This window comes from Lysinibacillus sp. G1-3 (genome assembly GCF_056322905.1).
In genome coordinates, this window is record NZ_JBWHYQ010000010.1 from 143718 (window position 1) to 169360 (window position 25643).

Annotated in this window: 22 protein-coding genes; 3 read left to right on the forward strand and 19 right to left on the reverse strand. The window is 35.8% G+C overall.

The genetic code is table 11. The features are described from left to right. Window positions 1–199 precede the first annotated feature (199 nt). The 9 genes from rlmH to ACVYAD_RS12595 all read right to left on the reverse strand — a co-directional run bounded on the left by rlmH (window position 200) and on the right by ACVYAD_RS12595 (window position 10218). The gene (gene rlmH / locus ACVYAD_RS12555; protein WP_079563384.1) at window positions 200–679 is read right to left on the reverse strand and encodes a 23S rRNA (pseudouridine(1915)-N(3))-methyltransferase RlmH; all 480 of its coding nucleotides are present in this window, start codon (window positions 677–679) and stop codon (window positions 200–202) included. A 90-nt stretch (window positions 680–769) separates the two neighbouring features. Then, the gene (locus ACVYAD_RS12560) at window positions 770–934 is read right to left on the reverse strand and encodes a CxxH/CxxC protein (RefSeq protein ID WP_082337409.1); all 165 of its coding nucleotides are present in this window, start codon (window positions 932–934) and stop codon (window positions 770–772) included. Between the two features lie 239 nt (window positions 935–1173). Then, window positions 1174–2472 (reverse strand): S1C family serine protease, encoded by a 1299-nt coding sequence (locus ACVYAD_RS12565; protein ID WP_476426648.1) that lies wholly within the window; start codon window positions 2470–2472, stop codon window positions 1174–1176. Window positions 2473–2754: 282 nt separating this feature from the next. After that, a complete protein-coding gene (locus tag ACVYAD_RS12570) occupies window positions 2755–3543 on the reverse strand; it encodes an MBL fold metallo-hydrolase (RefSeq protein WP_349660280.1) in 789 nt (262 codons plus the stop codon). Then, complete coding sequence (locus ACVYAD_RS12575) at window positions 3543–4370, reverse strand: two-component system regulatory protein YycI (protein WP_349660180.1); 828 nt, start codon at window positions 4368–4370, stop codon at window positions 3543–3545. Before ACVYAD_RS12575 ends, ACVYAD_RS12570 begins: the two co-directional genes overlap by 1 nt. Continuing rightward, window positions 4357–5676 (reverse strand): YycH family regulatory protein, encoded by a 1320-nt coding sequence (locus ACVYAD_RS12580; RefSeq protein WP_476426649.1) that lies wholly within the window; start codon window positions 5674–5676, stop codon window positions 4357–4359. Before ACVYAD_RS12580 ends, ACVYAD_RS12575 begins: the two co-directional genes overlap by 14 nt. After that, window positions 5673–7541, reverse strand: a complete 1869-nt coding sequence (walK, locus tag ACVYAD_RS12585; RefSeq protein WP_349660178.1) for a cell wall metabolism sensor histidine kinase WalK — start codon at window positions 7539–7541, stop codon at window positions 5673–5675. Before walK ends, ACVYAD_RS12580 begins: the two co-directional genes overlap by 4 nt. 6 nt (window positions 7542–7547) lie before the next feature. After that, window positions 7548–8261: a response regulator YycF gene (gene yycF, locus ACVYAD_RS12590; RefSeq protein WP_053482923.1), complete on the reverse strand. Its 714-nt coding sequence runs from the start codon at window positions 8259–8261 to the stop codon at window positions 7548–7550. A gap of 514 nt (window positions 8262–8775) precedes the next feature. Further along, on the reverse strand, window positions 8776–10218 hold the full coding sequence (locus ACVYAD_RS12595) for a peptidoglycan DD-metalloendopeptidase family protein (RefSeq protein ID WP_476426650.1): 1443 nt from the start codon (window positions 10216–10218) through the stop codon (window positions 8776–8778). A 519-nt stretch (window positions 10219–10737) separates the two neighbouring features. On the opposite strand from ACVYAD_RS12595, the gene ACVYAD_RS12600 reads away from it, so the two are divergent. Then, window positions 10738–11550 (forward strand): YitT family protein, encoded by an 813-nt coding sequence (locus tag ACVYAD_RS12600; RefSeq protein WP_346655559.1) that lies wholly within the window; start codon window positions 10738–10740, stop codon window positions 11548–11550. Window positions 11551–12160: 610 nt separating this feature from the next. Here ACVYAD_RS12600 and ACVYAD_RS12605 read toward each other — a convergent pair. The 10 genes from ACVYAD_RS12605 to ACVYAD_RS12650 form a co-directional block, all read right to left on the reverse strand. Beyond that, on the reverse strand, window positions 12161–13453 hold the full coding sequence (locus tag ACVYAD_RS12605; RefSeq protein ID WP_349660176.1) for an adenylosuccinate synthase: 1293 nt from the start codon (window positions 13451–13453) through the stop codon (window positions 12161–12163). A 378-nt stretch (window positions 13454–13831) separates the two neighbouring features. Continuing rightward, on the reverse strand, window positions 13832–15193 hold the full coding sequence (gene dnaB / locus ACVYAD_RS12610; RefSeq protein WP_349660175.1) for a replicative DNA helicase: 1362 nt from the start codon (window positions 15191–15193) through the stop codon (window positions 13832–13834). A gap of 13 nt (window positions 15194–15206) precedes the next feature. Continuing rightward, window positions 15207–15653, reverse strand: a complete 447-nt coding sequence (gene rplI, locus ACVYAD_RS12615; RefSeq protein ID WP_476426651.1) for a 50S ribosomal protein L9 — start codon at window positions 15651–15653, stop codon at window positions 15207–15209. Beyond that, window positions 15650–17623 (reverse strand): DHH family phosphoesterase, encoded by a 1974-nt coding sequence (locus ACVYAD_RS12620; RefSeq protein WP_349660173.1) that lies wholly within the window; start codon window positions 17621–17623, stop codon window positions 15650–15652. The genes rplI and ACVYAD_RS12620 overlap by 4 nt, the downstream gene beginning before the upstream one ends. 12 nt (window positions 17624–17635) lie before the next feature. Further along, window positions 17636–18577, reverse strand: a complete 942-nt coding sequence (locus ACVYAD_RS12625; protein ID WP_476426652.1) for a YybS family protein — start codon at window positions 18575–18577, stop codon at window positions 17636–17638. Window positions 18578–19269: 692 nt separating this feature from the next. Next, the gene (rpsR, locus tag ACVYAD_RS12630; RefSeq protein WP_012296211.1) at window positions 19270–19506 is read right to left on the reverse strand and encodes a 30S ribosomal protein S18; all 237 of its coding nucleotides are present in this window, start codon (window positions 19504–19506) and stop codon (window positions 19270–19272) included. A gap of 174 nt (window positions 19507–19680) precedes the next feature. Further along, window positions 19681–20100 carry a hypothetical protein gene (locus ACVYAD_RS12635; RefSeq protein ID WP_476426653.1) on the reverse strand — a complete coding sequence of 140 codons (420 nt, stop codon included), beginning with the start codon at window positions 20098–20100 and terminating at the stop codon, window positions 19681–19683. Then, window positions 20090–21709, reverse strand: a complete 1620-nt coding sequence (locus ACVYAD_RS12640) for a tyrosine-type recombinase/integrase (RefSeq protein WP_476426654.1) — start codon at window positions 21707–21709, stop codon at window positions 20090–20092. Before ACVYAD_RS12640 ends, ACVYAD_RS12635 begins: the two co-directional genes overlap by 11 nt. After that, window positions 21709–23133: a tyrosine-type recombinase/integrase gene (locus ACVYAD_RS12645; RefSeq protein WP_476426655.1), complete on the reverse strand. Its 1425-nt coding sequence runs from the start codon at window positions 23131–23133 to the stop codon at window positions 21709–21711. The genes ACVYAD_RS12640 and ACVYAD_RS12645 overlap by 1 nt, the downstream gene beginning before the upstream one ends. Next, entirely contained in the window at window positions 23133–24248 is a 1116-nt protein-coding gene (locus tag ACVYAD_RS12650; RefSeq protein WP_476426656.1) for a tyrosine-type recombinase/integrase, read from the reverse strand. Before ACVYAD_RS12650 ends, ACVYAD_RS12645 begins: the two co-directional genes overlap by 1 nt. 345 nt (window positions 24249–24593) lie before the next feature. On the opposite strand from ACVYAD_RS12650, the gene ACVYAD_RS12655 reads away from it, so the two are divergent. Both ACVYAD_RS12655 and ACVYAD_RS12660 read left to right on the forward strand, forming a co-directional pair. Beyond that, complete coding sequence (locus ACVYAD_RS12655; RefSeq protein WP_476426657.1) at window positions 24594–24998, forward strand: membrane lipoprotein lipid attachment site-containing protein; 405 nt, start codon at window positions 24594–24596, stop codon at window positions 24996–24998. Window positions 24999–25228: 230 nt separating this feature from the next. Next, window positions 25229–25570 carry a hypothetical protein gene (locus ACVYAD_RS12660; RefSeq protein ID WP_476426658.1) on the forward strand — a complete coding sequence of 114 codons (342 nt, stop codon included), beginning with the start codon at window positions 25229–25231 and terminating at the stop codon, window positions 25568–25570. Window positions 25571–25643: the final 73 nt, after the last annotated feature.

The following is a 25643-nucleotide window of genomic DNA, read 5'->3' on the forward strand; positions in this document are numbered from 1 at the left end:
ATCCGAAGTTACACCATTCTCTCATTGAAGAACTTTCTGCCATCTTATATATTAGCAAACGATGAAACATTTTCCAAAATCTATATATACGTAGCACAAGAAAATAAAAACAGCCCAACTAATCTCTTAGCTAGGCTGTCATCTCACAGCTATATCATCTTTAGTAACAATTAATCGTCAGTAAAGTAGATAACCTCACTTACTTATGATACGGTTCACCCTTCATAATTCTAAAACTCCTATAAACTTGCTCCACCAAAACAAGTTTCATTAGCTGATGTGGTAATGTCATCTTTCCGAAGGATTGTTGCTCATCAGCTCGTTTCAACACATCATCATGTAATCCAAGGGAACCACCGATGACGAACGCAATTTTACTTTTGCCGTAGGTCATTAGAGATTCAAGATCTGCCGCCATTTGTTCTGAGGTTTTCATTTTGCCGTTAATGGCTAAGGCGATAACGTATGTATCTGGGCCGATTTTAGATAGAATACGTTCACCCTCCTTTTTCTTGACGATTTCCATTTCTGCTTCGCTTAGCTGTTCGGGTGCTTTTTCATCTGGTACTTCGATTATATCCATTTTTGCGTAGCCACCGAGACGTTTTACGTATTCATCTATGCCCATTTTTAAGTACTTTTCTTTTAGTTTTCCGACTGATACAATCGTTATATTCACACGTTATCCACCTTTACATTTCATTTACAAACAAATTATCCACAAAAGTTATCAACATATCCACAAGCCATTCCTATATCTTGTGTAAAGTTATTTACTTGATACAAGATATTCTGCTGGTTGTTCACAGTAGCTACATTTTGTGGATAACTTTTTATCCTCTTCGATTTTATCCATAATCGGGAACTCTTTTTGCTCTGCCACAAACATGTCTAAAGCGTGTTCTATATGGTTTTCACAGCTGTATTTTTCCATTTTTACACCTCTTCTTATTTTCCGAAATTTCCACAAACTTATTCACAATTCGGTCTATGTTATCCACAATCTATTGTAACAAAGGACAGGCAAGTATGGAAGAATAGGCTTCATACCGCCACTCGCTATGTTAATGTTATTATTCACAATTTTCTAGTTATCCACAATATTTTCTAAATCATTCTTAATAATTCAACAAAAAATCAGTGGAGATTATATAATCCCCACTGATTTTTAATTTACAATGAATCGCCATTTGTTAATGTTAATGATAGATCCACTAATTTACCTTGGCGGTATACTTTCATCGTTAATGTATCACCAATTTTTTTGTCATTATATAAATGTTTGCGTAAATCGATTCCTGTTTCAATTTTTTTGCCATCCATTTCAACAATTACATCGTATTGTTGAACGCCTGCTTTTGAAGCTGGAGAGTTCGGCACAACATCTTTAATTACAACACCTGTTGTTAAATCATTTGGCAATTTTAATGTTTGTTGTTGGATGTATGACGGAACATCCGTTAAGTCTACTAAAGAAACACCCATTGTTGGACGTTTCATTTCACCATTTTTCTCTAACTCCTCGATAATTGGCATTGCTGAATTAATCGGAATGGAGAAGCCTAAACCTTCAACAGAGGATTCCGAAATTTTCATGGAGTTAATGCCGACTAATTCACCAGCAAGGTTAACAAGTGCACCACCACTATTACCAGGATTGATAGCTGCGTCTGTTTGTAATACTTCTTGCTGCCAATCTACTGAACCATCATTGTTCATGTCAACTGGTACAGAACGATCCTTACCAGAAACAACACCTGTAGTAACAGAGCCATAGAATTCTAAGCCAAGTGGGTTACCAATCGCAATTACTGTCTCACCTTGCTTTAATACATCTGAGTTACCAAATGTCGCTACTGTCTTAACATCTTTAGAGCTGATTGAAATAACCGCTAAGTCTGTCCAAACATCGTAACCAACTAATTGTGCTCTTTCTTTCGTTCCATCTGGCATTGTTACTTCTAACTGTTTTGCACCTTCAATAACATGGTTATTTGTCACGATAAAAGCTCTATCACCTTGAACTTTGTAAATAACACCTGAACCGCTTCCTGCAGGCTGATCTATTGCAGGTTGCGGACTCCAGAATCCGCCACTTGATACTTCTTGAATATTTGTGATTCCTACAACAGCATCTGAAGCCTTATCTACTGCTTTCGTAACATCAGTAGTCACTTCTGTTGCAACTTGATTAATGGTTGTTTCATTTTTACCTGTGCTGCTTGTCGTTGTACCTGGCATTTGATTGACAAGACCAGGCATCATGAGCCAAACGAGTAAAGCGCCTATGATGACACCGATAAGACCAGTAAATAAATAACCACCCTTACCTCCGCCACCGCCTTTCTTTTTATGACGCTTCTCTTGCGTTTCTCGCTCCTCTTGTTCGAGTCGCTCCTGAAGAGGTGATTTCTGTATATCATCATTTTTTAGAAAATCATTGTTTTTATCATCATCTTGAAAATAGCTCATTCTCCTCGTCCTTCCTCTTATTAGTATTTGTTAGTTGTTACCTTAATATTACGATTCAAACATTAAAATCAGATGAAAAATAAATAAAATGGACATAAAAATGGCTGTTCAATGCATTTTCTATAAAATGTGATTGAACAGCCTCATTAAAGCTTCATTTTTTTATTGTATAATTCGATATGATTAACTCACATTAAGCCAAAAGCAAATGTAGCTAACGTTACATAAAACATTTCTAACTGCCGTTTCACTTACGTTATATAAAACATTTGCTGAAAAAAGTTACACAGTAACTAATTTTGTCGGCTCTTCTGCATCTGTATCAAATAAGTTTAAATACTCTCCGGCAATAATGCCGCAGGATTGCAAAGTTTGTGTGACACTCATGCGCGCAAGCTCTTTCATATTATTATCTTTACTTAAATGTGATAAATAAATATTTGTCGGTTTTTCAAATACTACTTCACTCATTGCTATAGCTGCATCCTCATTTGAAACGTGCCCTACATCACTTAAAATACGACGTTTGATAGACCATGGATAGCGCCCCATTTGCAGCATATTTACATCGTGGTTACTTTCAAATACAAAGGAATCAGCACCTCGAATGATACCCTTCATACGGTCGCTAACATAACCTGTATCCGTAATAACAACAAGCTTACGCCCGTTTTCATGAAAACTATAGAACATTGGATCTGCTGCATCATGTGATACAGCAAAAGATTCAACAGCTAATGAACCAAAATGCTTTACAGTATCCATTTCAAATTCAAAACGTTGCTCTAAAGGTATATCACCAACTAGCCCGTCCATTGCTTGCCATGTTTTGTTGTTTGCATAAATAGGTACATTATATTTTCGTGCCAATACACCTATTCCTTTAATATGATCACTATGCTCATGTGTAACGAAAATGCCACTTAGTTGTTTCATATTACGGTCGATTTTTGTAAATAGTTGCTCCATCTTTTTGCCACTTAGACCAGCATCGACAATAAATGCATGATCTTCATTTTCTACATAAATCGAATTTCCTGTACTGCCACTTGCTAAAACACTAAATCGCATCATTCAACTCCCCAGTCTTCCTCTTCACCTTGTTGCTTATCTCCTTGAATTTCGATAATTTTTCCATCAATAGCATCAACGAAGTACTCTTCTTTTTCTCCGTCCGATAATTTCACTTGTACTTCCCATGTTGGTATCAACACTTGCGTTTTATCTAATTTACTAAATGTCGAGTAACCTAACTTTACTTGCGAAATACTTGAGTCTGGCTTTAATAGCGTTTTATTATAAAGTGTTTGGAAAATTTGAAGTGGTGGAATAACAGTTTCCTGTTGATCCATCTCTTGGAAATTGTCGATCATTGTCTGCTCATACTCTACCACTTCGTCATCCATATTCCAGTGTACTTTTAATACGGCACTATCATTGTAATAGAACATTCGATTATTTTTCTTCTGGAAGAAGACTGCGACCCGTTCCTCACGGTCTACCTCCCATAATGCATAAGAATCTCCATCTTTAACGTTTGTGTGGACAAAATCGATAAAACTGGCATCATCATTAATATTTCGTAATTTCACAGGGTTGATAAAAATAGCACTTATTTGTGTATGTTTGTCATCCATGAAACTCACTCTCTGATTATTATCAGGAGCAGTATTTTTAAAAACATGCACTTCGCCTGTAAGATAAGAAGCAAACTCGTTACCATTAGGCAGTGGTCCATACGTAATATTATCATCTTTCAAACGGGCTTCTATTGTTTTTTCACCTAGTATTTCTACGCTCTGTGCTTCATTATAACGCTCTAAATACAACCAATATAAGAAGATATTTAAGATTAAAAAAACGAATATAAAAATAGATTTTGTTCTATTCCAATCCATTTTTGACACCCCCTACTACTTCAGGCGTCAGTCTCGTGGATACACCATTACGAATGACAAACCAGCACGGCTCTAATGTCACAATTGTACTTTGATCATAAGTCAAATAGAACCCCACAACAATATCATCTATATCTGATAAAGCAATGTTATTTAGCTTTTTAATTTTTTCAACGACTTCCGTTCCTGACGGGAGTTCTTTCATCTCTCTTTCGGGTGAAATCTCTTTCTCAAAAGAAAAGTATGGACGTTTGTAGACGAAAATACGATTATCTCCCCAAACGGTTGAAATTCTATTTATAGCCTGATCACTATAAATCGGTAATCCATGTATATATAACTGATAATCTAATTGGTTATTGCTTGTACTTGTTGATACTAAGCGATAATCATCTGTAAAGCCTCCGTGTTCATTGATAAATTCAAAACTATCTTTCAAGAGCTTGGAAGGTTCTATTCTTAAACTACTTTCTGCAGCTGGATTTGCATAGGTCAATGATTTCAATTTTGAATCAAGCACCATCTTTGACATTCCATCTTGATATCTTTCAGTAGTTGCACTTTCATCAGTGCGCCGGACATTTTTTAGATTTGTAAATAATACATCTTTAAATAATTCAGGTTTCTCTTCAATAAAATACGTATACTTTGCTGATTCAACTTTATCATTTGCAATATATAGTGAGGTAAAGCCCTCTCGCTCCACCTCTGTAAAAGTGCCATATGTTTTCGCTGGCTCAATAATATTTCGTACAAACTGATTAGCATTTTCTAAACTTACATGCGAACGCATCAATGATTCATTATTGCCACTAATGAAAAACACCTGTAACTCTTTGTTACTATAAGTACTCCAATCTATAATCATACGATTAAAGGTTGTTTCAGGTAGCTCCTTATCAGCAAATTGAAAAATTGTATTAAAGGCAGAGTAAGGAATCTCACCAGTAAAAAAGACAGTCATACAATTATTAGTACGAATCATCTCGTTTACAGAGCCGGCCGTAAGATTATTGTTTACAGCCATTAAATCTAGAACATTCCATCCTTCAAATGTTTTCATAATATCTTCCATGACGCCATTAGAAACCGTTCCGGTAAATTCCTTATCAAAACGATAAATAGCTTTATATGGACGAATGACATCTGCCACTTTTTTTTGTGGTCCAATCAGGATTTCTTTGCCCTCGGTCTTTTCAATATATTTATAATCTGGCGTGTATGTCCAAATCATAAAAGTTAAAGCTACACTTAGCACAACGAGTAGAAATAATACAACTGATTTAACTGGTTCTATATATTTCATTCCCACTCACCTGCCTCGTCAAAGTCATCTAAATTAAGTGGTAATGTGAAGAACACTGTTGTTCCATGTCCTTCCTCACTTTCAGCCCATATTTTACCGTCATGAGCTTCAATCATTTCTCTGGCAATAGCTAGCCCTAGACCAGTTCCTCCCATAGAACGAGCTCGAGCTCGATCTACTCGATAGAAACGGTCAAAAATACGTCCCACATTTTCCTTAGGAATTCCCATACCATCATCAGAAATCATAACCTTCAGCATATCTCCTTGCACTGTAAAGCCAAAGCGAATATTACCTCCATCTGGTGAATACTTAATAGCATTGGAAATGATATTATCGATAACCTGTGTCACCTTATCTGTATCAATCTCTACATAATAAGATGCCTCTGGTAATAAACGTTCAAATCTCACTTTGTCTGACTTAGACATTTCAAAACGATCGATAATACGGTTAAAGAATGAATTGAATAGAACAATGTCTTTATTCAACTCATAATCTGAACTATCCATTCGCGATAACTGCAATAAGTCATTAACTAAACGGATCATACGCTCTGTCTCCGTTTGTGTGACATTCAAAAATGTTGGAGCAATATTTTCATCTTTCCATGCACCATCAGCTAACGCCTCTAAATAACTACGCATCGTCGTTAATGGTGTCCGTAATTCGTGTGACACATTCGATACAAATTCTCTACGATCCATCTCTATTTTTTCTTGCTCCGTAATATCATGCAGTACGGTAATAAGCCCATTAATAAAGCCTGTTTCTTTTTGAATAACCGAGAAATTTGCACGTAAAATATACGGCGCGTCTGCTGTACTGAAATTTAGATTCACCGCATCATTCATATGAATTAAATCCTCAAAACTATACTCTTGGTCAATACCTAAAACAGATGCAATTGGACGACCTAATGTAATATCTCTTGAAATATGCAGCAGTTCTAGTGCAGGATCATTAATAAGAATGATACGCCCTTTTCGATCTGTAGCAATAACACCATCCGTCATATTACTAAGAACCGAATCGAGCTTTCGCCGCTCTGCCTCTGTAGTAGATTGCGCCTCCTGCAAGCGATTCGTTAAATGATTGAAGGTGATTGCAAGCTGTCCTATCTCATCTGTACCATAAACCCGCACTTTTCGAGAATAGTTACCCTTAGCCATAGCCTGTGCCTGCTTACGCATATCTGAAATTGGCTGTGTAATTGTTCGTGCCACTAAAATTCCTAAAAAGATAGTAATCACCAAGGACACAGCCGTACCCCCAAGGAAAATACCGTTAATGTTATTCACTTGTTCAAAAACAGATTCAATATTAGCTTCAATGTAGAGTACCCCTATGATTTCATCATCAGGACCTGCACCCTCTCGAATTGGTGAAGCTAATACCCACACTCGATTTCTTGTTTTATTATCAAGTTTAATGTTTTCAAATAAAGTTTCTGCAGAGATTGCACGCCGTACGAGATCATTATTCGAACGCTGTCCAATCAAACTTTGATTGTCCACCTCAGATGTGGCGCGAATACGTTGTCTATTGTCAATGACACGGATCTCTAAAATATCGCCATTAGAAACTTCCCTCAATCCTGTTGAAAACTCCATAACTATCGTTTTCAGGCTATCTTCAAGAGATGGCATACTACTTTCATCGCGTTCCTTTAACATTTCTTCACGAATGCTATATTCCATCAAATCGACACGTTGAAAAATGGAGTCTCGGAAGTTTCTTTTTAAATTTTGCTCTAATTCTTGCGAAAAATAGATTCCTATTATTTGCAATGCAAGTAAGATGAGCAAAATGTAAATTAGTACTAGCTTGACATGAATTGATTTAAAGAAGCTTACTTTCTGCATTCCTTTTTACTCCTGTTCAGGATTTCGTAAATAATAACCTACACCACGGCGTGTAACGATCCAAGCAGGATGACTAGGATTGTCCTCTATTTTTTCTCGTAGACGACGAATTGTTACATCAACTGTTCGTACATCACCGAAATAGTCATACCCCCACACAGTTTGCAGTAAATGTTCACGCGTCATTACTTGACCGATATGCTTACCTAAATAATGTAATAACTCAAACTCCCTATGCGTTAGTTCAATTGCTTCATCACGTTTCAATACTAAGTAAGCGTCTGGCTGAATAACAAGAGAGCCAACTACAATTTCATTGGATTCTTCCTCGACCTCTTCAGCAGTAGGGGCTACTACCTGTAAGCGACGCATGTTTGCCTTTACACGCGCAATCAGCTCTCGTGTACTAAATGGCTTCGTCACATAATCATCTGCGCCCATTTCTAATCCTAATACTTTATCGATCTCAGAGCCTTTTGCCGTTAGCATGATGATTGGAAAATCATATTTTTTTCGTATTTCTCTACAAACTTCCATTCCATCACGCTTAGGTAACATTATATCTAAAAGCATTAAATCCGGTTGCTCTTCCTCAACCTTCTCTAGGGCTTCATCTCCATCATAAGCACAAATAACTTTGTACCCTTCTTTTATTAAATTAAACTGTAAAATATCTGCGATTGGTTTTTCATCGTCAACAACTAAAATGGTTTTGTCCATATATTTCTCTCCCTTTCGCTTTTTATCTATTCTTAATCAATGAGTATTTTTTCTATTATGATTTAGCTTTGTAGTTAGGCCTGCAGTTGTCTTTTGTGCGAAAGCGAAGCGCAGCAACAACATGAGGGCCGACACGATGCAGGTCAGTTAGCCGTTATCGCATGGAATCGATGATTTTAGGCGAATATCCTATAAGCACTCCTTGGCGTTTTCATAGGACGTGAAGTTTTTAGCCTAAGTTCCTCTATTTCTGCGGACACCCGTTGAAAAATAACTTCACCCCGTATTCAACTCACCACCTATAAAGGTGGGGTATTTTACTGAAAGAAGTTAAAGTAACTACTCTTAACTCTACCATGCTTTTTGCTTCTATGCATTATTCTAAATCCTAAGACATTATACGATATTGTATTTAACTATATTTCGACAAATATTTCTCGGGAAATAACATAGATTTAAATACAACGTATACAAAAAGACAGCCCTATTTTGGACTGTCTTCTATTCGAACTGATTAACGCCCTACATATGTTAATGGATTTTCTAACGAACCATTTTTTTCAACTTCAAAGTGTAGATGTGTACCTGTTGAATTTCCAGTAGAGCCCATAATACCTATAACAGAACCTTTTTCTACCACTTGCCCTACTTTTACTTCAATCGAAGAAAGGTGTCCGTAAAGCGTTGTATAACCATTATGATGATCAATTACGATACGATTACCGTAGCTGCCTGAGACACCAGCAGCGACAACAACACCATTATCTGAAGCTAAAATATTATAATTATTAGGACGAGCGATATCAATACCACGATGGAGCTCCCCCCAACGTTGACCCATCCCACTTGAAATATAACCACCCACTGTTGGCCATGTAAATTCACCCGTACCACGGGAAGAAATCACTTTCGTACCAACTACTTCAATTTCATCAACTGGTTGTTGTATAATATTTTCTTTTAATGCAACTTTGGATATACGAGTTCCGTTTTCAGACGTTAATAAATAAGATGTTTCTTTACTTCCATTAACACCTTGTTGTTTTATCACTTTCTCACCTTTATACATCGTCGGATCTTCTTCAACTATTTTCTTAAACGGAATAATATCAGTAACTTTCTTCTCCTGTTTTACTTCAAGTGTTACAAATGGTTTAGCGACTGTTACGTTTAATGCTTGTCCAATCTGTAAAACTGTATCCACAGTGATACCAGGATTTAAAGCTACTAGCTCAGTTGTTGTTAATCCATGTTTTTGGGCAACCGATCCTAAAACATCACCTGATTGAACTTTATATGTTTCTTGTTCAAGAGAGCCTGTCATTAAGTATTTCACGGCTTCCGTAGGCGTTACAATAGCATTGGGTGCTACTTTTTGTATTGCACCTGAAACTTCCTGTTTAAAAGAAACATCTACAAGGCGCGCTTCACCAGTCTGTAATGGTGGAATATTCGTTGATTGTTGGTTAACATATAAACTATTTAGCTCTTGCTGTGAAACATATTGTAGTTTTAGCATACGAATAGTATCTTCATAGTCTTTTGCATCTTTTAAAGAAACTACAGGCTCACCATCTACAGATAATGTAAATGATGGAGCTTGAACTACTAAAGATTGCTCCAATTTCTCCAAAATTTCCACATCTTTAGTTTGATTACTAAATACTTTCTCTGGGATTATTTTGACAGAAGAACTAGCATCGATCGATACCTCTTTGTATTGTTGACTTGCTCCTTTTTCCTTTGACGCAATAATTTCTTCAACAGCTTTCTCATTTGAGACCGCACCTATATATTTATTTCCCACGTAAACGTGATAAATTTTATTCAAATCTTCATTATGATTTTCTTTTGCAAAACCTACATCAAACGTTAAACTTGTCATTAACACTGTAATAATGGATATCTTTTTAATTGAAGAAAAATTTTTTTCTTTTCTTGACCAAGACGAACTCATCAGTAAAGCTCCTTCCAACTTTAACCTTTAGCAGGATTAATTACCCACAAGGATTTTTTGCACCAATATACTGTACCATAAAGAAAATACGGTTAGATTATTTTCATCTTTTTGTAATGTAAATGTATTATTTCTCTACTACTTGTTACAAAATTACTATTTTTGTAGCAATAAATAAAAATAATTGTAAGCGCGGATATTCTCTTCAGTCGTGTCTTTTCAAAGGCGATCTGATGTAGATTTCACTCAATACGTTTCGCTTTCGGTGTACAAAAGACATTTACTGAATTCTTTCTGTAAATTTGGAGCGTTTGAGAAAAATGTAGTATTGTATTTATTTTTAGTATGATTTAAGACTTACCACTTTTTAGTTTTTTAATATTCCGATAAAATAGAAAAGAGATATACTAGTTGATTGGAGCGATTAATTTGAATGATTCACAAACCTCTGGAATAACCACTAAAGTAAGAAAGCCCCAAAACAAAAATACTGTTCGTAAACTTATAATGAGGACCATTATGGTGTCATTAGGTGCAGTCATTATGGCACTAGGGCTGGAGCTATTTTTAGTACCAAACAACATTATGGATGGTGGAATCGTAGGCGTATCCATTATCACTTCGCATTTATTAAATTTACCTCTTGGTATTTTTATCTTCATTTTAAACTTACCTTTTATCTTTTTAGGCTATAAACAGATTGGTAAAACTTTTGCACTTTCATCAGGACTCGGAATTACAGTACTCTCATTAGCAACACTTTTCTTACATAATATAAAACCATTTACTCAAGACACACTATTGGCCACAGTTTTTGGAGGCATGATTTTAGGTATTGGTGTCGGAATCGTCATTCGTTATGGTGGCTCTTTAGATGGGACAGAAATTTTAGCTATTTTATTTAATAGTAAAACGCCGTTTTCCGTTGGTGAAATTATTATGTTCTGCAATGTACTCATCTTTACGGTAGCAGGATTTGTGTTCACATGGGAACAAGCCATGTACTCTATCCTGGCATACTATATTGCCTATAAAATGATTGACATCGTCATTCAAGGGATGGAGGAATCAAAATCTGTTTATATCATTAGTGACGAAATTGATGAAATCGGACAGACCATTATGGACCGACTTGGTCGAGGTGTAACTTTCCTTCATGGTGAAGGGGCTTATACGGGTAACGATAAAAAAGTTATTTTTACCGTCATTACTCGATTAGAAGAATCGAAACTTAAATCAATCGTTGCTGAAATTGATGATCATGCATTCCTAGCAATTGGTAATATTGCAGAGGTTAGAGGTGGTCGCTTCAAGAAAAGAGATATTCACTAATGACAAAAGGGGCGTACCGTATATGGCACGTCCCTTTTAATGTTGTTGAAATACATCTATGAAAGTAAATATTATGGCTACTTACCATAATCTAATTGAATAGGCTTATTACAGTGACGCTATTTTACATTTTGTGTAGCTACCTTTGCAAAAAGAATCTATTGCTTCTGCTTCGCTTTCACACAAAAGTCATCTATTACTACCGCTATATTTTCACATATTATCACTATAAATTTAGAGTAATATGCCAGAAAATATACACTAAGTGAAGTGGTTGATTGGAGTGGAGACTGAGCGACTCCTTGGGGATCAGCGTCACAGATGAGACCCTGGAGCGAGCAGCGCGAGTGAAGCGGGTAGAGGAACGAAGGCTAAAAGCATCACGTCCTGTGATAACGCCTTCGTGACCAACATCCTGTTGCCCCGACGCCCCCAGGAAAGCGCTCAGTCGGAACGGAAATCAACCCCTCATTTTGCCGAAGAGTCTTACTTAATTTTAAATGCATAAAATATCATGGACAATAATTGCGTCTCGCCCGAAAATTCAAAGTAAGGAAAGAGGTATAAAAAAGGACGTACCGCATATGGTACGTCCTTTTTTGATTTATAATTATTTTGCTTCCCAAACGTCCACTAATACGTTCGTTTGTTCACGTGCAGGACCAACAGAGAAAGTAGCGATTTCAATACCAGTTAATTCACTTACACGTTCTACATAGCGTCGTGCATTCTCAGGTAGCTCTTCTAATGTTTTGCAGCCTGTAACATCTTCTGCCCAGCCTGGAAGCTCTTCATAAATTGGTTCACATTGTTCAATAATATGAAGGTTTGCTGGATACTCAGTAATTGTTTCATCTTTATATTTATACGCAGTACAAATTTTCACTGTTTCTAAGCCAGATAAAACATCAATTGAATTAAGCGCAAGATGCGTAATACCACTTACTCGGCGTGAATGGCGCACAACTACTGTATCAAACCAGCCTACACGACGTGGACGACCAGTTGTTGTACCGTATTCACGGCCAACTTCACGAATTTGTTGACCTACTTCATCAAATAATTCAGTAGGGAACGGTCCATCACCAACACGAGATGTATAGGCTTTAGATACACCAATAACACTTGTAACTCGTGATGGGCCAACACCAGCACCAATTGCTACTCCGCCGGCAACAGGATTTGAAGATGTTACATATGGATACGTACCTTGATCGACATCAAGTAAAATACCTTGTGCTCCTTCAAATAACACTTTGCCGCCTTCATCTAGTACATCATTTAAGATTTTAGACGTGTCTGTTACATATTTTGCGATTTCTTGTCCATAGCTGTAATATTCTTCGAAAATTTCTTCGAATGTTACACCTTCAACTTCGTAAAATTTCTCAAACAACTTATTCTTAATTACTAAATTTTGACGTAGTTTTTCTTCAAATACATCCTTGTCTAGTAAATCAGCCATACGGATACCGATACGTGCTACTTTATCCTGATAACATGGCCCAATACCTTTACAAGTTGTACCAATTTTATTATCGCCACGGCTTTCCTCATCAGCGATATCTTGCTTTATATGATATGGCAAAATAACATGCGCACGGTTAGAAATTCGTAAATTATCTGTATTAATGCCACGCTCTTGTAAGCCTCTAAGCTCAGTCACTAATGACTTTGGATTTACAACCAAACCATTTCCGATTACTGAAGCTTTATCTTTATAGAAAATACCTGATGGGATTAAGTGTAACTTATACGTTTCACCATCAAATTTAATTGTATGTCCTGCGTTATCACCACCTGCAAAACGAGCGATTGCATCGGCTTTTTGTGAAAGGAAATCTGTAATTTTACCTTTTCCTTCGTCTCCCCACTGTGTTCCTACAACTACAACTGATGTCATAGTCAGCACCTCCGTTAGATACAATTTGTATCTCAATTTTTAAGCCGTTAATTATTGTAACAATGATAGAAACGCCTAGTCAACAAAAATACTTAAAAACACGAACGTAAAATCAAAAAATATGATTCAACGTTCGTGTTTAATAACAGAATGATATGAATATTATCTAACATTCAGATTAATTCCGTTTTGGTATAGTCGCAAACGTTATGCCCCTCTTTTTCAATCAGCATTTGGCCAACATAGTGTATGGTTGATTTCCGTTCCGACAGGGCGCTTTCCTGGAGTTGTCCAATCGTAACGCAGATCAACTTATATACATGGCATATGTTTTTACAAATTTCATTTTCAACTACTGATGATGAGCCAAATACATATTTAGTCACGTGGAGGTGGTGGCGGCATTTGCGACCAATCCACATTAATGAATTTATTGAATTCTTTTTTAAAGGCAAGTGTAACTGTACCTGTTGGACCGTTACGCTGTTTAGCAATAATAATCTCAATCATATTTTTACTCTCGGACTCCTTATCGTAATAATCATCACGATATAAGAAGGCAACAATATCAGCATCTTGCTCAATACTTCCCGATTCACGTAAGTCACTCATCATTGGTCGCTTATCTTGACGTTGCTCAACGCCACGAGATAGCTGTGATAATGCAATTACTGGAACCTTTAATTCACGCGCTAAACCTTTTAAAGATCGTGAAATCTCAGATACCTCTTGCTGACGGTTCTCCCCTGGTTTACCACTACCTTGAATAAGTTGTAAATAGTCAATTAAAATCATACCGAGGCCATGCTCTTGTGCTAAACGTCGACATTTTGCGCGAATTTCATTGATACGTACACCCGGTGTATCGTCAATAAAAATTCCTGAATTCGATAAACTCCCCATTGCCATAGTTAGTTTACCCCAATCTTCCGTTGTTAAAGCACCTGTACGTAAAACTTGTGCATCTATATTTCCCTCTGCACAAAGCATACGCATAACTAGCTGCTCAGCACCCATCTCTAAGGAGAAGATCGCAACATTTTCCCGTGCTTGAACGGCAACGCTTTGTGCGACATTCAATGCAAAGGCTGTTTTCCCTACAGATGGACGTGCCGCAACAATAATTAAATCGTTACGCTGGAAGCCAGCTGTTATATTGTCTAAGTCACGGAATCCTGTCGGAATACCTGTAACATCACCTTTTTGTGATTGAAGCTTCTCAATGTTATCAAAGGTTTCCACCAATACGTCTTTAACATGCTTAAAGTCACCCGCATTTTTACGATTGGCTACCTCCATCATTTTCTTCTCTGCTTCACCAAGTAATGCCTCTACCTCATCTTCACGAGTATAGCCATCTTCTACTATTTTAGTAGCGACACGAATTAAACGACGTAATAGAGCCTTTTCTTCGACAATTTTCGCATAATGTGCAACGTTAGCAGCCGTAGGGACAGCATTGGCGAGCTCTAGTAAATACGATAGCCCGCCAACATCCTCAATTTCTTTTTTAGCTGATAATTCTTCAGTAACTGTGACAACATCTATCGCTTTTCCCTGATCACTTAAACGTAGCATCGTTTCGAAAATTTGCTTATGTGCATTATGATAAAAATCATCTGCTAGTAAAATTTCAGATGCAGTGATTAACGATTGAGGATCGAGGAAAATCGCACCGATAACCGATTGCTCGGCTTCCCGGTTATGCGGTGGAACGCGATCCATCATCGGTTCGCTCATGGATTGTCGCCCCTTATTCTTCCGTTACATGAACTTTTAATGTAGCAGAAACTTCATGGTGTAGTTTTACAGGTACATTTGTAAAGCCTAGCGCACGAATTCCATCACTTAAAGTCATTTTACGTTTATCAATTTTTATGCCATGCTTTTTTTGAAGTGCATCGGCAACTTGCTTTGAAGATACTGAACCAAATAGGCGACCACCTTCACCTGATTTTGCTTTTAGTTCAACCGTTAAAGCTTCTAATGTTTCTTTTAATGCTTTAGCTTCAGCTAATTCGGCAGCAGCATTTTTAGCTTCTAAATTCTTTTGACCTTCTAATTGACTTAATGCTTGTGCATTTGCTTCAGCAGCATAACCATTTTTAATTAAGAAGTTTTGTGCATAGCCATCTGCTACATTTTTTATTTCGCCTTTTTTCCCTTTTCCTTTAACATCTTTTAAAAATACTACTTTCATGATTCAGAACTCCCTTCGAGTACCTCATTTATGGCCTCTTCTAAATATTTTTTTACTCCAGCAATGGAATTTGATTCGACTTGGCAAGCTGCATTAGTTAAATGCCCGCCGCCGCCTAGTTTCTCCATAACAAGCTGTACGTTTACTTCGCCAAGTGATCTTGCACTTATGCCAATCTTGCCATCTGACCGATGCGCAATGACAAAGGAAGCACCGACATCCTTCATCGTTAGTAATATATCTGCTGTTTGCGCAATTAGTACAGAGTCATACACTTTCGCTTCTTCACCTACAGCAATAGCAATACCCGGTTTCAAGAACTTAACAGTCTGCACTATTTTAGAACGTTCAATATACGTATCTACATCTTCTTTTAATAATCGCTGTACTAGCACTGTATCGGCACCATTTGTCCTTAAATAAGAAGCCGCTTCAAACGTACGGGCTCCCGTACGCAGTGTAAAACTCTTCGTATCGACAATAATTCCCGCTAGCAATGCAGTAGCTTCTAGCATATTAATCTTCGCACGTTTTGGTTGATACTCGAGTAATTCTGTCACAAGCTCAGCTGTTGACGATGCATATGGCTCCATATAAACAAGCGTTGGATTTTCTATAAAATCCTCACTGCGACGATGATGATCAATGACCACAACTTTTTCAGCCAACTTCAATAGGTGTGAATCGATGACTAAATTCGGTTTATGTGTATCGACAATAATGAGCAATGATTTTTCTGTCATTTTTGTCGCAGCTTCCTCTGGTGTTAGGAAATGTTCATAGAAATCCGATTTACTCTCAATTTCATTCATTAAACGGGTTACACTTCCGTTTAATTCTTCAAAATTTATGATAACGTAGCCCTTCACATCGTTCATTTGTGCCATTTTACGTACACCAACAGAGGCGCCAATAGAGTCCATATCCGGATTTTTATGCCCCATAACAAACACTTGATCACTATCCTGAATTAAATCGCGTAGTGCATGGGAAATAACACGAGCTCTAACGCGTGTACGTTTCTCAACCGGGTTCGTTTTCCCGCCATAGAACTTCAGCTTTCCTGTAGGTTGCTTGATGGCAACCTGATCACCACCACGACCTAAAACAAGGTCTAAACTTGATTGTGCTAGTTCACCAAGTTCTACTAATGAAGATGACCCCGCGCCTACGCCAATACTTAATGTTAATGACATATTTTTTTGCGCCGTTTTTTCTCGAATTGTATCTAAAATAGCAAATTTTTTCTTTTCAAGCTCCATTAAAATCGATTCGTTTAATACAGCTAAAAAACGATCGGATGATATTCGTTTCACAAATATCCCTTGCTCAGCTGCCCAATCATTAACAATTGATGTCACTAGCGTATTCGTTAAACTACGTGGCTGGTCGTCCATTGCTTGTGTAATTTCATCATAGTTATCAACAAATAAAATCGCAATAACTGTACTATCAGCATAGTATTGTTTTTCAATAGCTATCTGCTCAGTGATATCAAAGAAATATAATAAATTCTCTTCTTTTTTATAATAAACTCGGTACTTACGATCACGAAGCGTAATCGTATCTTCGTTTGTCTCCTCGGTTTTCATTAGCACGTAAATGTCGTCAGATATATTAACGATTCCTTCACCTACTAAATTCTCCATATTTAAAACATTTTGCATATATGGATTCGACCATTCTATTTCATATTGATCATTGACAAGTAATATCCCAATTGGCATTTCAAGCAATGCCTCTTCCCCAACTTTTTTCATGCGGAAAGAGATGGATTCAATATGCTTTTCTGTTTCTTCAAAGGTAATCTTTTCTACCTTCCACGTATAGGCCATTAATAGAACAAAACCTACTCCATAACCGATACCTATCCCGATATTCCAAATACATAGAAGCACGAACGTCACAATGCCAAAAATGGAAAGAACAAAAAGCGGATAGCGGATTGGTCGTTTTCTAAAAGTCCCCATTACATCAGCCCCTTATTCTTTGGTTTTCCCTTTCACAAGTGAACGTAAGTCGAAACCTAAATCTACGATGCCTAGCAATATCATAATGGATGATAGTGGTAAAGCTAACAAAGTTGCTATCCACTTAACAGCATTAGGCATTTCCTTTTTAGAAATAAAGTAATGTATAAAGGAAATCCCCTGCAGGATTAATAACATCCATAAGATAGAAGAAACATTTAACACAATAATATCTAATGTAGATCCAAACTCCGGACGCACAAATAAATTAATGCATAAAACAATCATGTAATACCATAAAATAGATCGTGGTAAACGCATATTTTGGAACGGTGCAAATTTTGGTACGTCTAAACCAAGACGTTTTAATACAGGTAAATTTAACGTTATGATAATAAATGCTGTCATAAATGCAGTGATTGTTACTGTTGCAGGTATTGTCAGCTCAATTGTTTTTAACATAGCCTCAATTTGTTCTTGCTGAAACACTACTTGACCTGTCACCGTTTTTGCAAGTTCATTTGATTGCTCATAATTTTCGCGTAAAAGATCTATGCTCATGCTAATAATATTGATATTAGCAAATTGAACATAGGCTACATAGACAATTGCCATTGACAGAAGAACAGCCACCCCAGACGACATGAATAGGTAAATTTTGCTCTTCTTTTGATTAATTGCACTTCCTATAACGATACCAAGTAACGCCAAAATAAAGGCAAATGGTAGCATAATTATGCCACTCGTTAAAGCGGTTAAGATACATCCTACTACTGCTACGAGTATTGATGATGAACGCTTGTAATTTGCGCTATACCAAGCAATCGGTAGTGGGGCAAATAGTAGACCTACTATAAAAATGAGTGGTACATATGCAGAAATAAGCATTAGAATCGTAAAGATTGCGACCATCATTGAGCCTTGTACAAGCGCCTTTGTTTGATTATTCGGCATTGAAAACCTTCCTTTTTTTAGTCAAACTTACTGACCTTTATTGTACCATTTTTTCAGGTTATTGAACAAAAAACGCTAAGAACAACTTATGCTTTGTCATTAATTTTGTAGAACCAATGACTAAAGCATAAAACATATAGCTATATAGGAGATTTTTTACCGAAAAAGCATAACAAATTCATTTATTGGTTATGTTCTTCTATATATATTATTTTTAAATTTTTTTAGCAATAAAAAAAGCAACTTACGACAGTTACTAATACATGAAAAAAGGCTTTTAATCGAAGTGATTATAAGCCGTTTTGTTTTAAAAATGTCCTTAGTCGATTGTTTCTCAATCTCTAACGTTCCATCTTTTCTTTATTCATGTCTATTAAGAGTGTAATAAATTCTTATCATAATAGCAAACGGTAATATATAGAGCAATTACTGAGATAAACCAAGCTACCATAGCATGGGAGTTGATTTCCAACCAACATGACATGCGTTTTAACCATCCTCATCTTTCGGTAAAATAAACAATATTACTAAAATCGGGATATTCATTCTCGATTGCCCTACCCTATGTGATTATTCACAAGTTACACCTTATAAATTTCCATCTCAGAGGTTACAAGGTTAGCGACTCCATTTTCACAAATAAAAAAAGCACAATCAAAGCGATTAAACCTTGTTGTGCCTTTATTTATATCTTATTTGTCTTCTGCTACGAATGGAAGTAATCCCATGATACGAGAAACTTTGATAGCTGAAGTTAATTTACGTTGGTACTTAGCGCTAGTGCCAGTTACGCGACGTGGTAAGATTTTACCGCGCTCAGAGATGAATTTTTTAAGTAAATCCACATCTTTATAGTCGATATGCGTAATGTTATTAGCAGTGAAGTAGCAAACTTTACGGCGTTTGCGGCCTCCGCGACGTGGTGCCATAGTGTGTCTCCTCCTTATCATTTTTTATTTTAGAAGTATTAAAACGGTAATTATGACAGGTTAAATTGTCAAATCCCTTTTTAGTTCTTCTCTGAATATGATTTCAATACAAAAGTGTCAAATTTGGATTGTACTGTCCCGGAAGTTTTACATCCACGAGTAGTAATTTTGAAATTATTGTTTTACCAATTCGATTACGTTATCCTTGTATAGTTTTTCTTCTAAATCAGCTATTTTTCTTTGAAGATTTATTATCTCTTCAGTTAGAAAAACATTTTGATCAAGGATTTTTAATTTCTCATCGTTTGATTGTTTGAGTTCTTCTTGTAATCGTTTTATACGCTTTTCTTGGACACTATTCTTATTATCGACTTCTTTAGGTTTTTTCTTGTCATTCATTAGGGAATTCGCTTCGTCAATTTTTATTTTTAAATCTGGACGATTATAAAGTGTCTGACGAGTCACATTAGCCTCATTTGCTACCGAGCTAATTGTAATTTTCATTTTCTTCCTTTTGAGTTTTTGAATAGCTTCTACGACCTTTACAGTGGTCTTCTCACGATTGATTCCTGCTAAATCCTTATTATTCATCATCTTTACTCACTTCCACTTCCGACATAGCTTTCTGAAATTCCTTATTAGCCATCTTCTTACTTAACTCCTGTATATAATATTCCAGTTTACCGTGTTGGTAATATAACTTGGATGTCCATATACTGTTGTCATTTCCTGCTACTTCAAGTTCCTCGTTAACTCTCTCAAGTCGTTTCTCGTACACAGGTAGGTGTTTAGATGATGCTAAGAAATTACTACAGCCAAGACAAGCTCCGTCTTGTTCACAGGGTTCACCACGCATTGGGTGATGAGTACAGATACCGTGAGGTAAAAGTTCAATTTTTAAGGCTCTACGAAGTTTTTCAATCTGTTCAATGGTTTTCCCTTTGAACGGATTCTCGTCTCCCTCAAGCTGTTTTAAAACGATTTTATTGGTAGTTGCTATAGGTGTATCACCCGATAGAATATCTTTTACAACTTGTTGTTTATCTTCCGTATGGTTATAAGTCTCAGTCATCATTATTGAATTATGCCCCAAAAGTTCAGCTACATCGTGGGTTTTTAAACCACCTCGATAAGCGTACGTTGCACAGATGTGTCTAAAATAGTGACTGGTTAACTTTAATAAATTCCCTTTTTCATCACGAAGATCATATTTCTGAATAAAAGGCGTTAGTCTGTTCTTAGTCCAGTTTCCTTTACTTGCTACAGTTACAGGATGACCAGCTTTACTCCTATTTCTACTAAGGAATAGATACGGTAGTCCTGATTCTTTTCGCAAGGGTTCAGTGTATTCTTCTAGCTTATCAATCGCAATACATACTTCTTTATTTGCAGGTTTATTAACTTCGGTAGGTTCATTGTTAATCTTTGTACTTATAAAGGTGATAAACATTTCTCCGTTAATTTGCGATAAGCAACCTTTTTGAATAGAAAGCACTTCTTCAATTCTACAGCCAATCTGACTAGAAATGATAATACTTGCTGCCGTTAGAATCTCACTATCTTGACCATTTTCCAACACTTCTAAAGCTGTTGTGATTAAATGACTAACAATATCTTTTTCAGGTAGAACTTTATTTGATTTACCAAATTTAGTACCACTTTTAATATTATTATTTTCAATAATCATCGAATTGTATAGAAGCTCGACGTGATTTGTATTAGATGGTACTTCCCATCCTCTAACAGCTCCACGTTCAAGTATTTCTTTTACAACTTGTGCAGCTTTCTTTTTACTAACTGCACTTGTCGGTTCACCATTATCTTTCGTGTCAGATAAAACAAAGTTAAAAAATTCTTCTAATCGATACTTGGAAATATCCTCGAATGAAGTAATGTCTTCATTTTGTTGAATGAATTTATCAAAAGTATGAAGAGCTGCTAGTTTTCTTTTTACAGTAGTGAACCCATTTGCTATTAGTTCCGTTACCATAAACCATTTAATCGTATTCTTAATGGATGTGGATTTGAATTTATCAAACTTTAACCAACATTTATTTTCTGGCCAAGTTGCACTGCCTGGAATCAAATTCTTAAAATCCCAAAGTTCATCTTTAAACATTGAATTTCCGACTCTAAATTCATCATTTGAATCCTCATAATGAGAAGGGGTATAGTCAATGTATTTAAATAACTCTTGTGCCATTAATTATTACCTCCCTTTGCATTCTGAATAGCCTCAAGTTGTGTAACTATTTCAGTAAGTACTTTTTCAGTTTCAAGAAGGAGATAATCTGTACCGATTAGGTTTTCTTCCATATACCTTTGTTTATCTGCTTTGATCCTTTCCAAGTGATTCTTATGTACTTCTACGAATTCTGGAGTCGTAATAAACTTAGGACAGAATAGACAGGCATTTGGTTTTTTACAATTGATAACTTGCTCTTTTATTGGCCTAGCACAAACACCGTCTGGCAATTGAGCCATTAGACGTTTCTCTTCAGTAATCTTTTTCTTCTCTTCATCAACGATGTCATCAACACTTTCTTCAATAACGCCAATGAATCCAAGTTTCCTATAGGTTTTACTAAATCGGTCATTTTGAACTTTTGCATATAACCTAGTTGAATGACTAGAATTATGACCTAGAAACTCCATAACTTCTCTCATACTCATACCATTATTTAATAAATCAGTTCCTATTGTGTGACGGAATTCGTGAAAATTTAGAATGAATGGTTCCCCTGTAGGAGTCTTTAAATCGAATTTAAAACTGATTTTTTTTAAAAGATCCCTTGCCGTCTTTTGTTGAAGAAATTCAAACTTTCTTTCTCCACGGATCGGTCTAACAAATATGAATTCAGTATCAAGCTTTTTACGTACCCACTCAGTGTTTTTTGCAACGAAACGTATTGCTTTTACAATATCGTGACTGATTGGTATATAACGGTCTGTTAGAGTCTTTTCGCTAAGAACTTCTAAGATCGGTTTACCCATTAAATCTTTTGCTATGTGTTGTTCTTGAATTGCTAGAGCTTCGTGAATTCGCATACCAGTACCTTTAATTATTGTTACAAGGCCCCATATAAGAATGTCACTGTAAGACATTTCTTCCGAACGCATTCTGTCTAAAGCAATATCAATTTGTTTCATAACTCTATCATCAATTACCATTGATTTTAGCGTATCTTCGGTCTGAAGTACTTGGTATTCCATCCCATCAAAAAGGTTATTGATAGGGAAGTCAGACCAACCTAACATTCTACCGTGATTCAGGTGATGCTTTAAGGACGCTAACTTCAAAGCCCTTGTAGCTTTAGCTTCTATATTCACTAAAAGATAGTGTAAGTATTCTTCTGCTATCTTAGGTGAGACATCTGCGAATGTATTCAATGTATAATTTGATTCTTCAGTAAAGATGAAAAACGTCTTTATCGCTTCGTTATATCTATGGAGTGTACTAAGTGCTAGTTTCTCCATTTGAAGTTGTTCTAATGTAATTTGCTTAATATTCTTCTTAAACCATTCATTAGGTAAGTAATCAAATGCAAACGAATAAGGATACGATTTCCTTTCTTTGTAAATTAACCAAACATCAGATTTAACATCTACTAAAGTGGTAGTTCCCATTAGAAAACACGTCCTTTCTTGTTCGTTAAATAATTTTCATACGACAAGGAGAGTGTTTCTATAGAAACGTGTGTATACTTTAGTGTTGTACTAATGCCACTATGTCCTAAACGAGCTTGCACAACGGCTATATCTATACCCATATCTGTCATATTAGAAGCGTGAGTATGCCGTAAAGAGTGGGGTGTAACATATTTTCGTTTCAACTCACTAACCTCGTTAGCTTTTCGAAATATTTCTTCGATAGTCCCTCTACTAGGAGGTAATCCAATATTTCTTATATGATTTACAAATAGATAATCACAATTACCAACTTGTGGTCTATGGTACATCACATAGTCATCGATTTCCTGTAACAGTTCTGTTGAAATAGGAATTGTTCTTTCTCCTGTTTTCAACTGTCTATCTTCATCATCAAGATTTCCTCTATCAACTAAATAGATGTTACCTACTTTTTGAAATGGTTCTGGAAGATCATAATCAGAAATCCTTAGATGTAACAGTTCCCCAATCCTCATACCTGTTTCATACAGTAATTTATATATCAATTCATTTCGTACCTTTAAAGATTCCTCCTTAGATGATATTTCCCCAATAGCTTTATAAAACAATTCAGCTTCTTCAGGAAAAAGTCTCTTTTTATCTACACCTTTACGTTTTTTACGACTAAAGTAAGAAAAAGCACTAGCATCCCATTTCTTATTAACGTGTCTCAAATAACTCAAATGCTTTACTTTTCTTTTATCTTCAATCTTATATGTAGCAGGTTCAACAAACCCCATCATACCGAAGTATTTATAAAAGGTCCCTAATGCTGCTAAATAACCGTTAAGTGTAGAAGGTGATACTTTTGTTTTATCTTGATATCTTTCTGCATAAGCATTATCAATATAATCTATAAAACGAGGCATATGTCTTGGTTCAACTTCAAAAGGTCTTAACCCTTCTTTTTCCATCCATTTATAGAACACACATAACTTTTCTAAATAAGTATTAATAGTGTTTGGAGAAAACTCTTTCCTCTCCAAATATCTCGTAAAATCTAAAACCTCTGGGACAATCCTCATATCAGCATCAACTAATACGGGGACAATAGAAGTTTTTCTAATATACAATCCATTCACTCCTTGCCGTTTAAAAATAGGTAGGTATTCTCGACCTTGTAATATATCTCTCGAAGCTGAATAAACAAGAACGTATATTCTACTGAACTACCTAAAATATACACTATTTAGCAGGATTATGCATAACGATATATACCTTAAATTAGACAAACCTTACTCTTTGGTAAAAATACAATTTTGATAAATAAAGGCTGTTTTCGAAAAGATTGTTGCTATTCAACTAACGGGGCAGTTTACTTTAATAACACCCAATGGTTTTATTGGATATATATGTTAAAATAAAAAGAAAATTGTGAAATAATATACTTAAATGAAAAAATAAAGTAGAGTAATGAAATGAATAAATTAATTTTCTCCATATTGATAGTTATTATCTTGACTGGATGCAATGGATTCCCAACCGATACTCTTAGTCAACCAGAAGGCAAAGTGATTATGAATGGGGAACAGTATTCAATGATTCCAAGTAATTACGAGTGGAAAGAAGACAATGTTGAAATTAGTACAAAAAGTTCTCCCTATATTAATGAATTAGCTGAACTTTTCGAAACAATAGAAGTTGAAAAAGATGATACATTAAAATTTGAAATTGATAAAAATCCTACTTCAATTACGGTAGCTAAACTAAATGAAGATGGTACAACTGATATTGTTGAAATGAAAGATAATGAAATTACGATGCCATCGGAAAGTGGATATTATATTTATCAACTTATAACAATATGGTCTAAAGGTAAATAAACTTTTGTTTTTGATGTTAACGTAGAATAAAAAGAGAGTGACTCACAACTAAATTAATTAGTTTCACTAACTGGGGTGCTTTACTTGAAGTTCATTAAGTTGTTTTAGACACATCTTTTTCTTATGAAGGAATTCTGATAGATTATAAAAAGCATTGGTTTTTAAAAAAGAAAAGTTTGATAAAAAAAGTAATAAACAAGATAAAATAACACATTTCCCGGGAGGATATTATGACTTTTGAAGAACTAACAAAAAATAAGCCAACAGTAGAATGGAAACAAAGAATGGATGAAGATGATGATATTTTTACAGAAGAAAATATAAATGCAACTAATAAGGTTCTTGATACATACATCAATAATCTAAAAGAACTTGGAAATAATCTGACTGAGGAAGAAATCTTAGAATGTGTTAAAAAAGTGGTTATCAGTTTAAATGAACTAAATGATAATTATGATTACTTTATTGAGACTATGGAGAGAGAAGAATTGTATGAATTTATAATAGAAGCAGCGAGTATAGCTGGTTTAGAATCCGAAGATGACATAACCGAAGAATGGCGAGAATGGTAAAAGGAACAGTATTCTTTGTTTCGTTAACGAGGTGCTTTAGTCAAGTGGAGCAAAGTCTTTTAAGACATTGCTC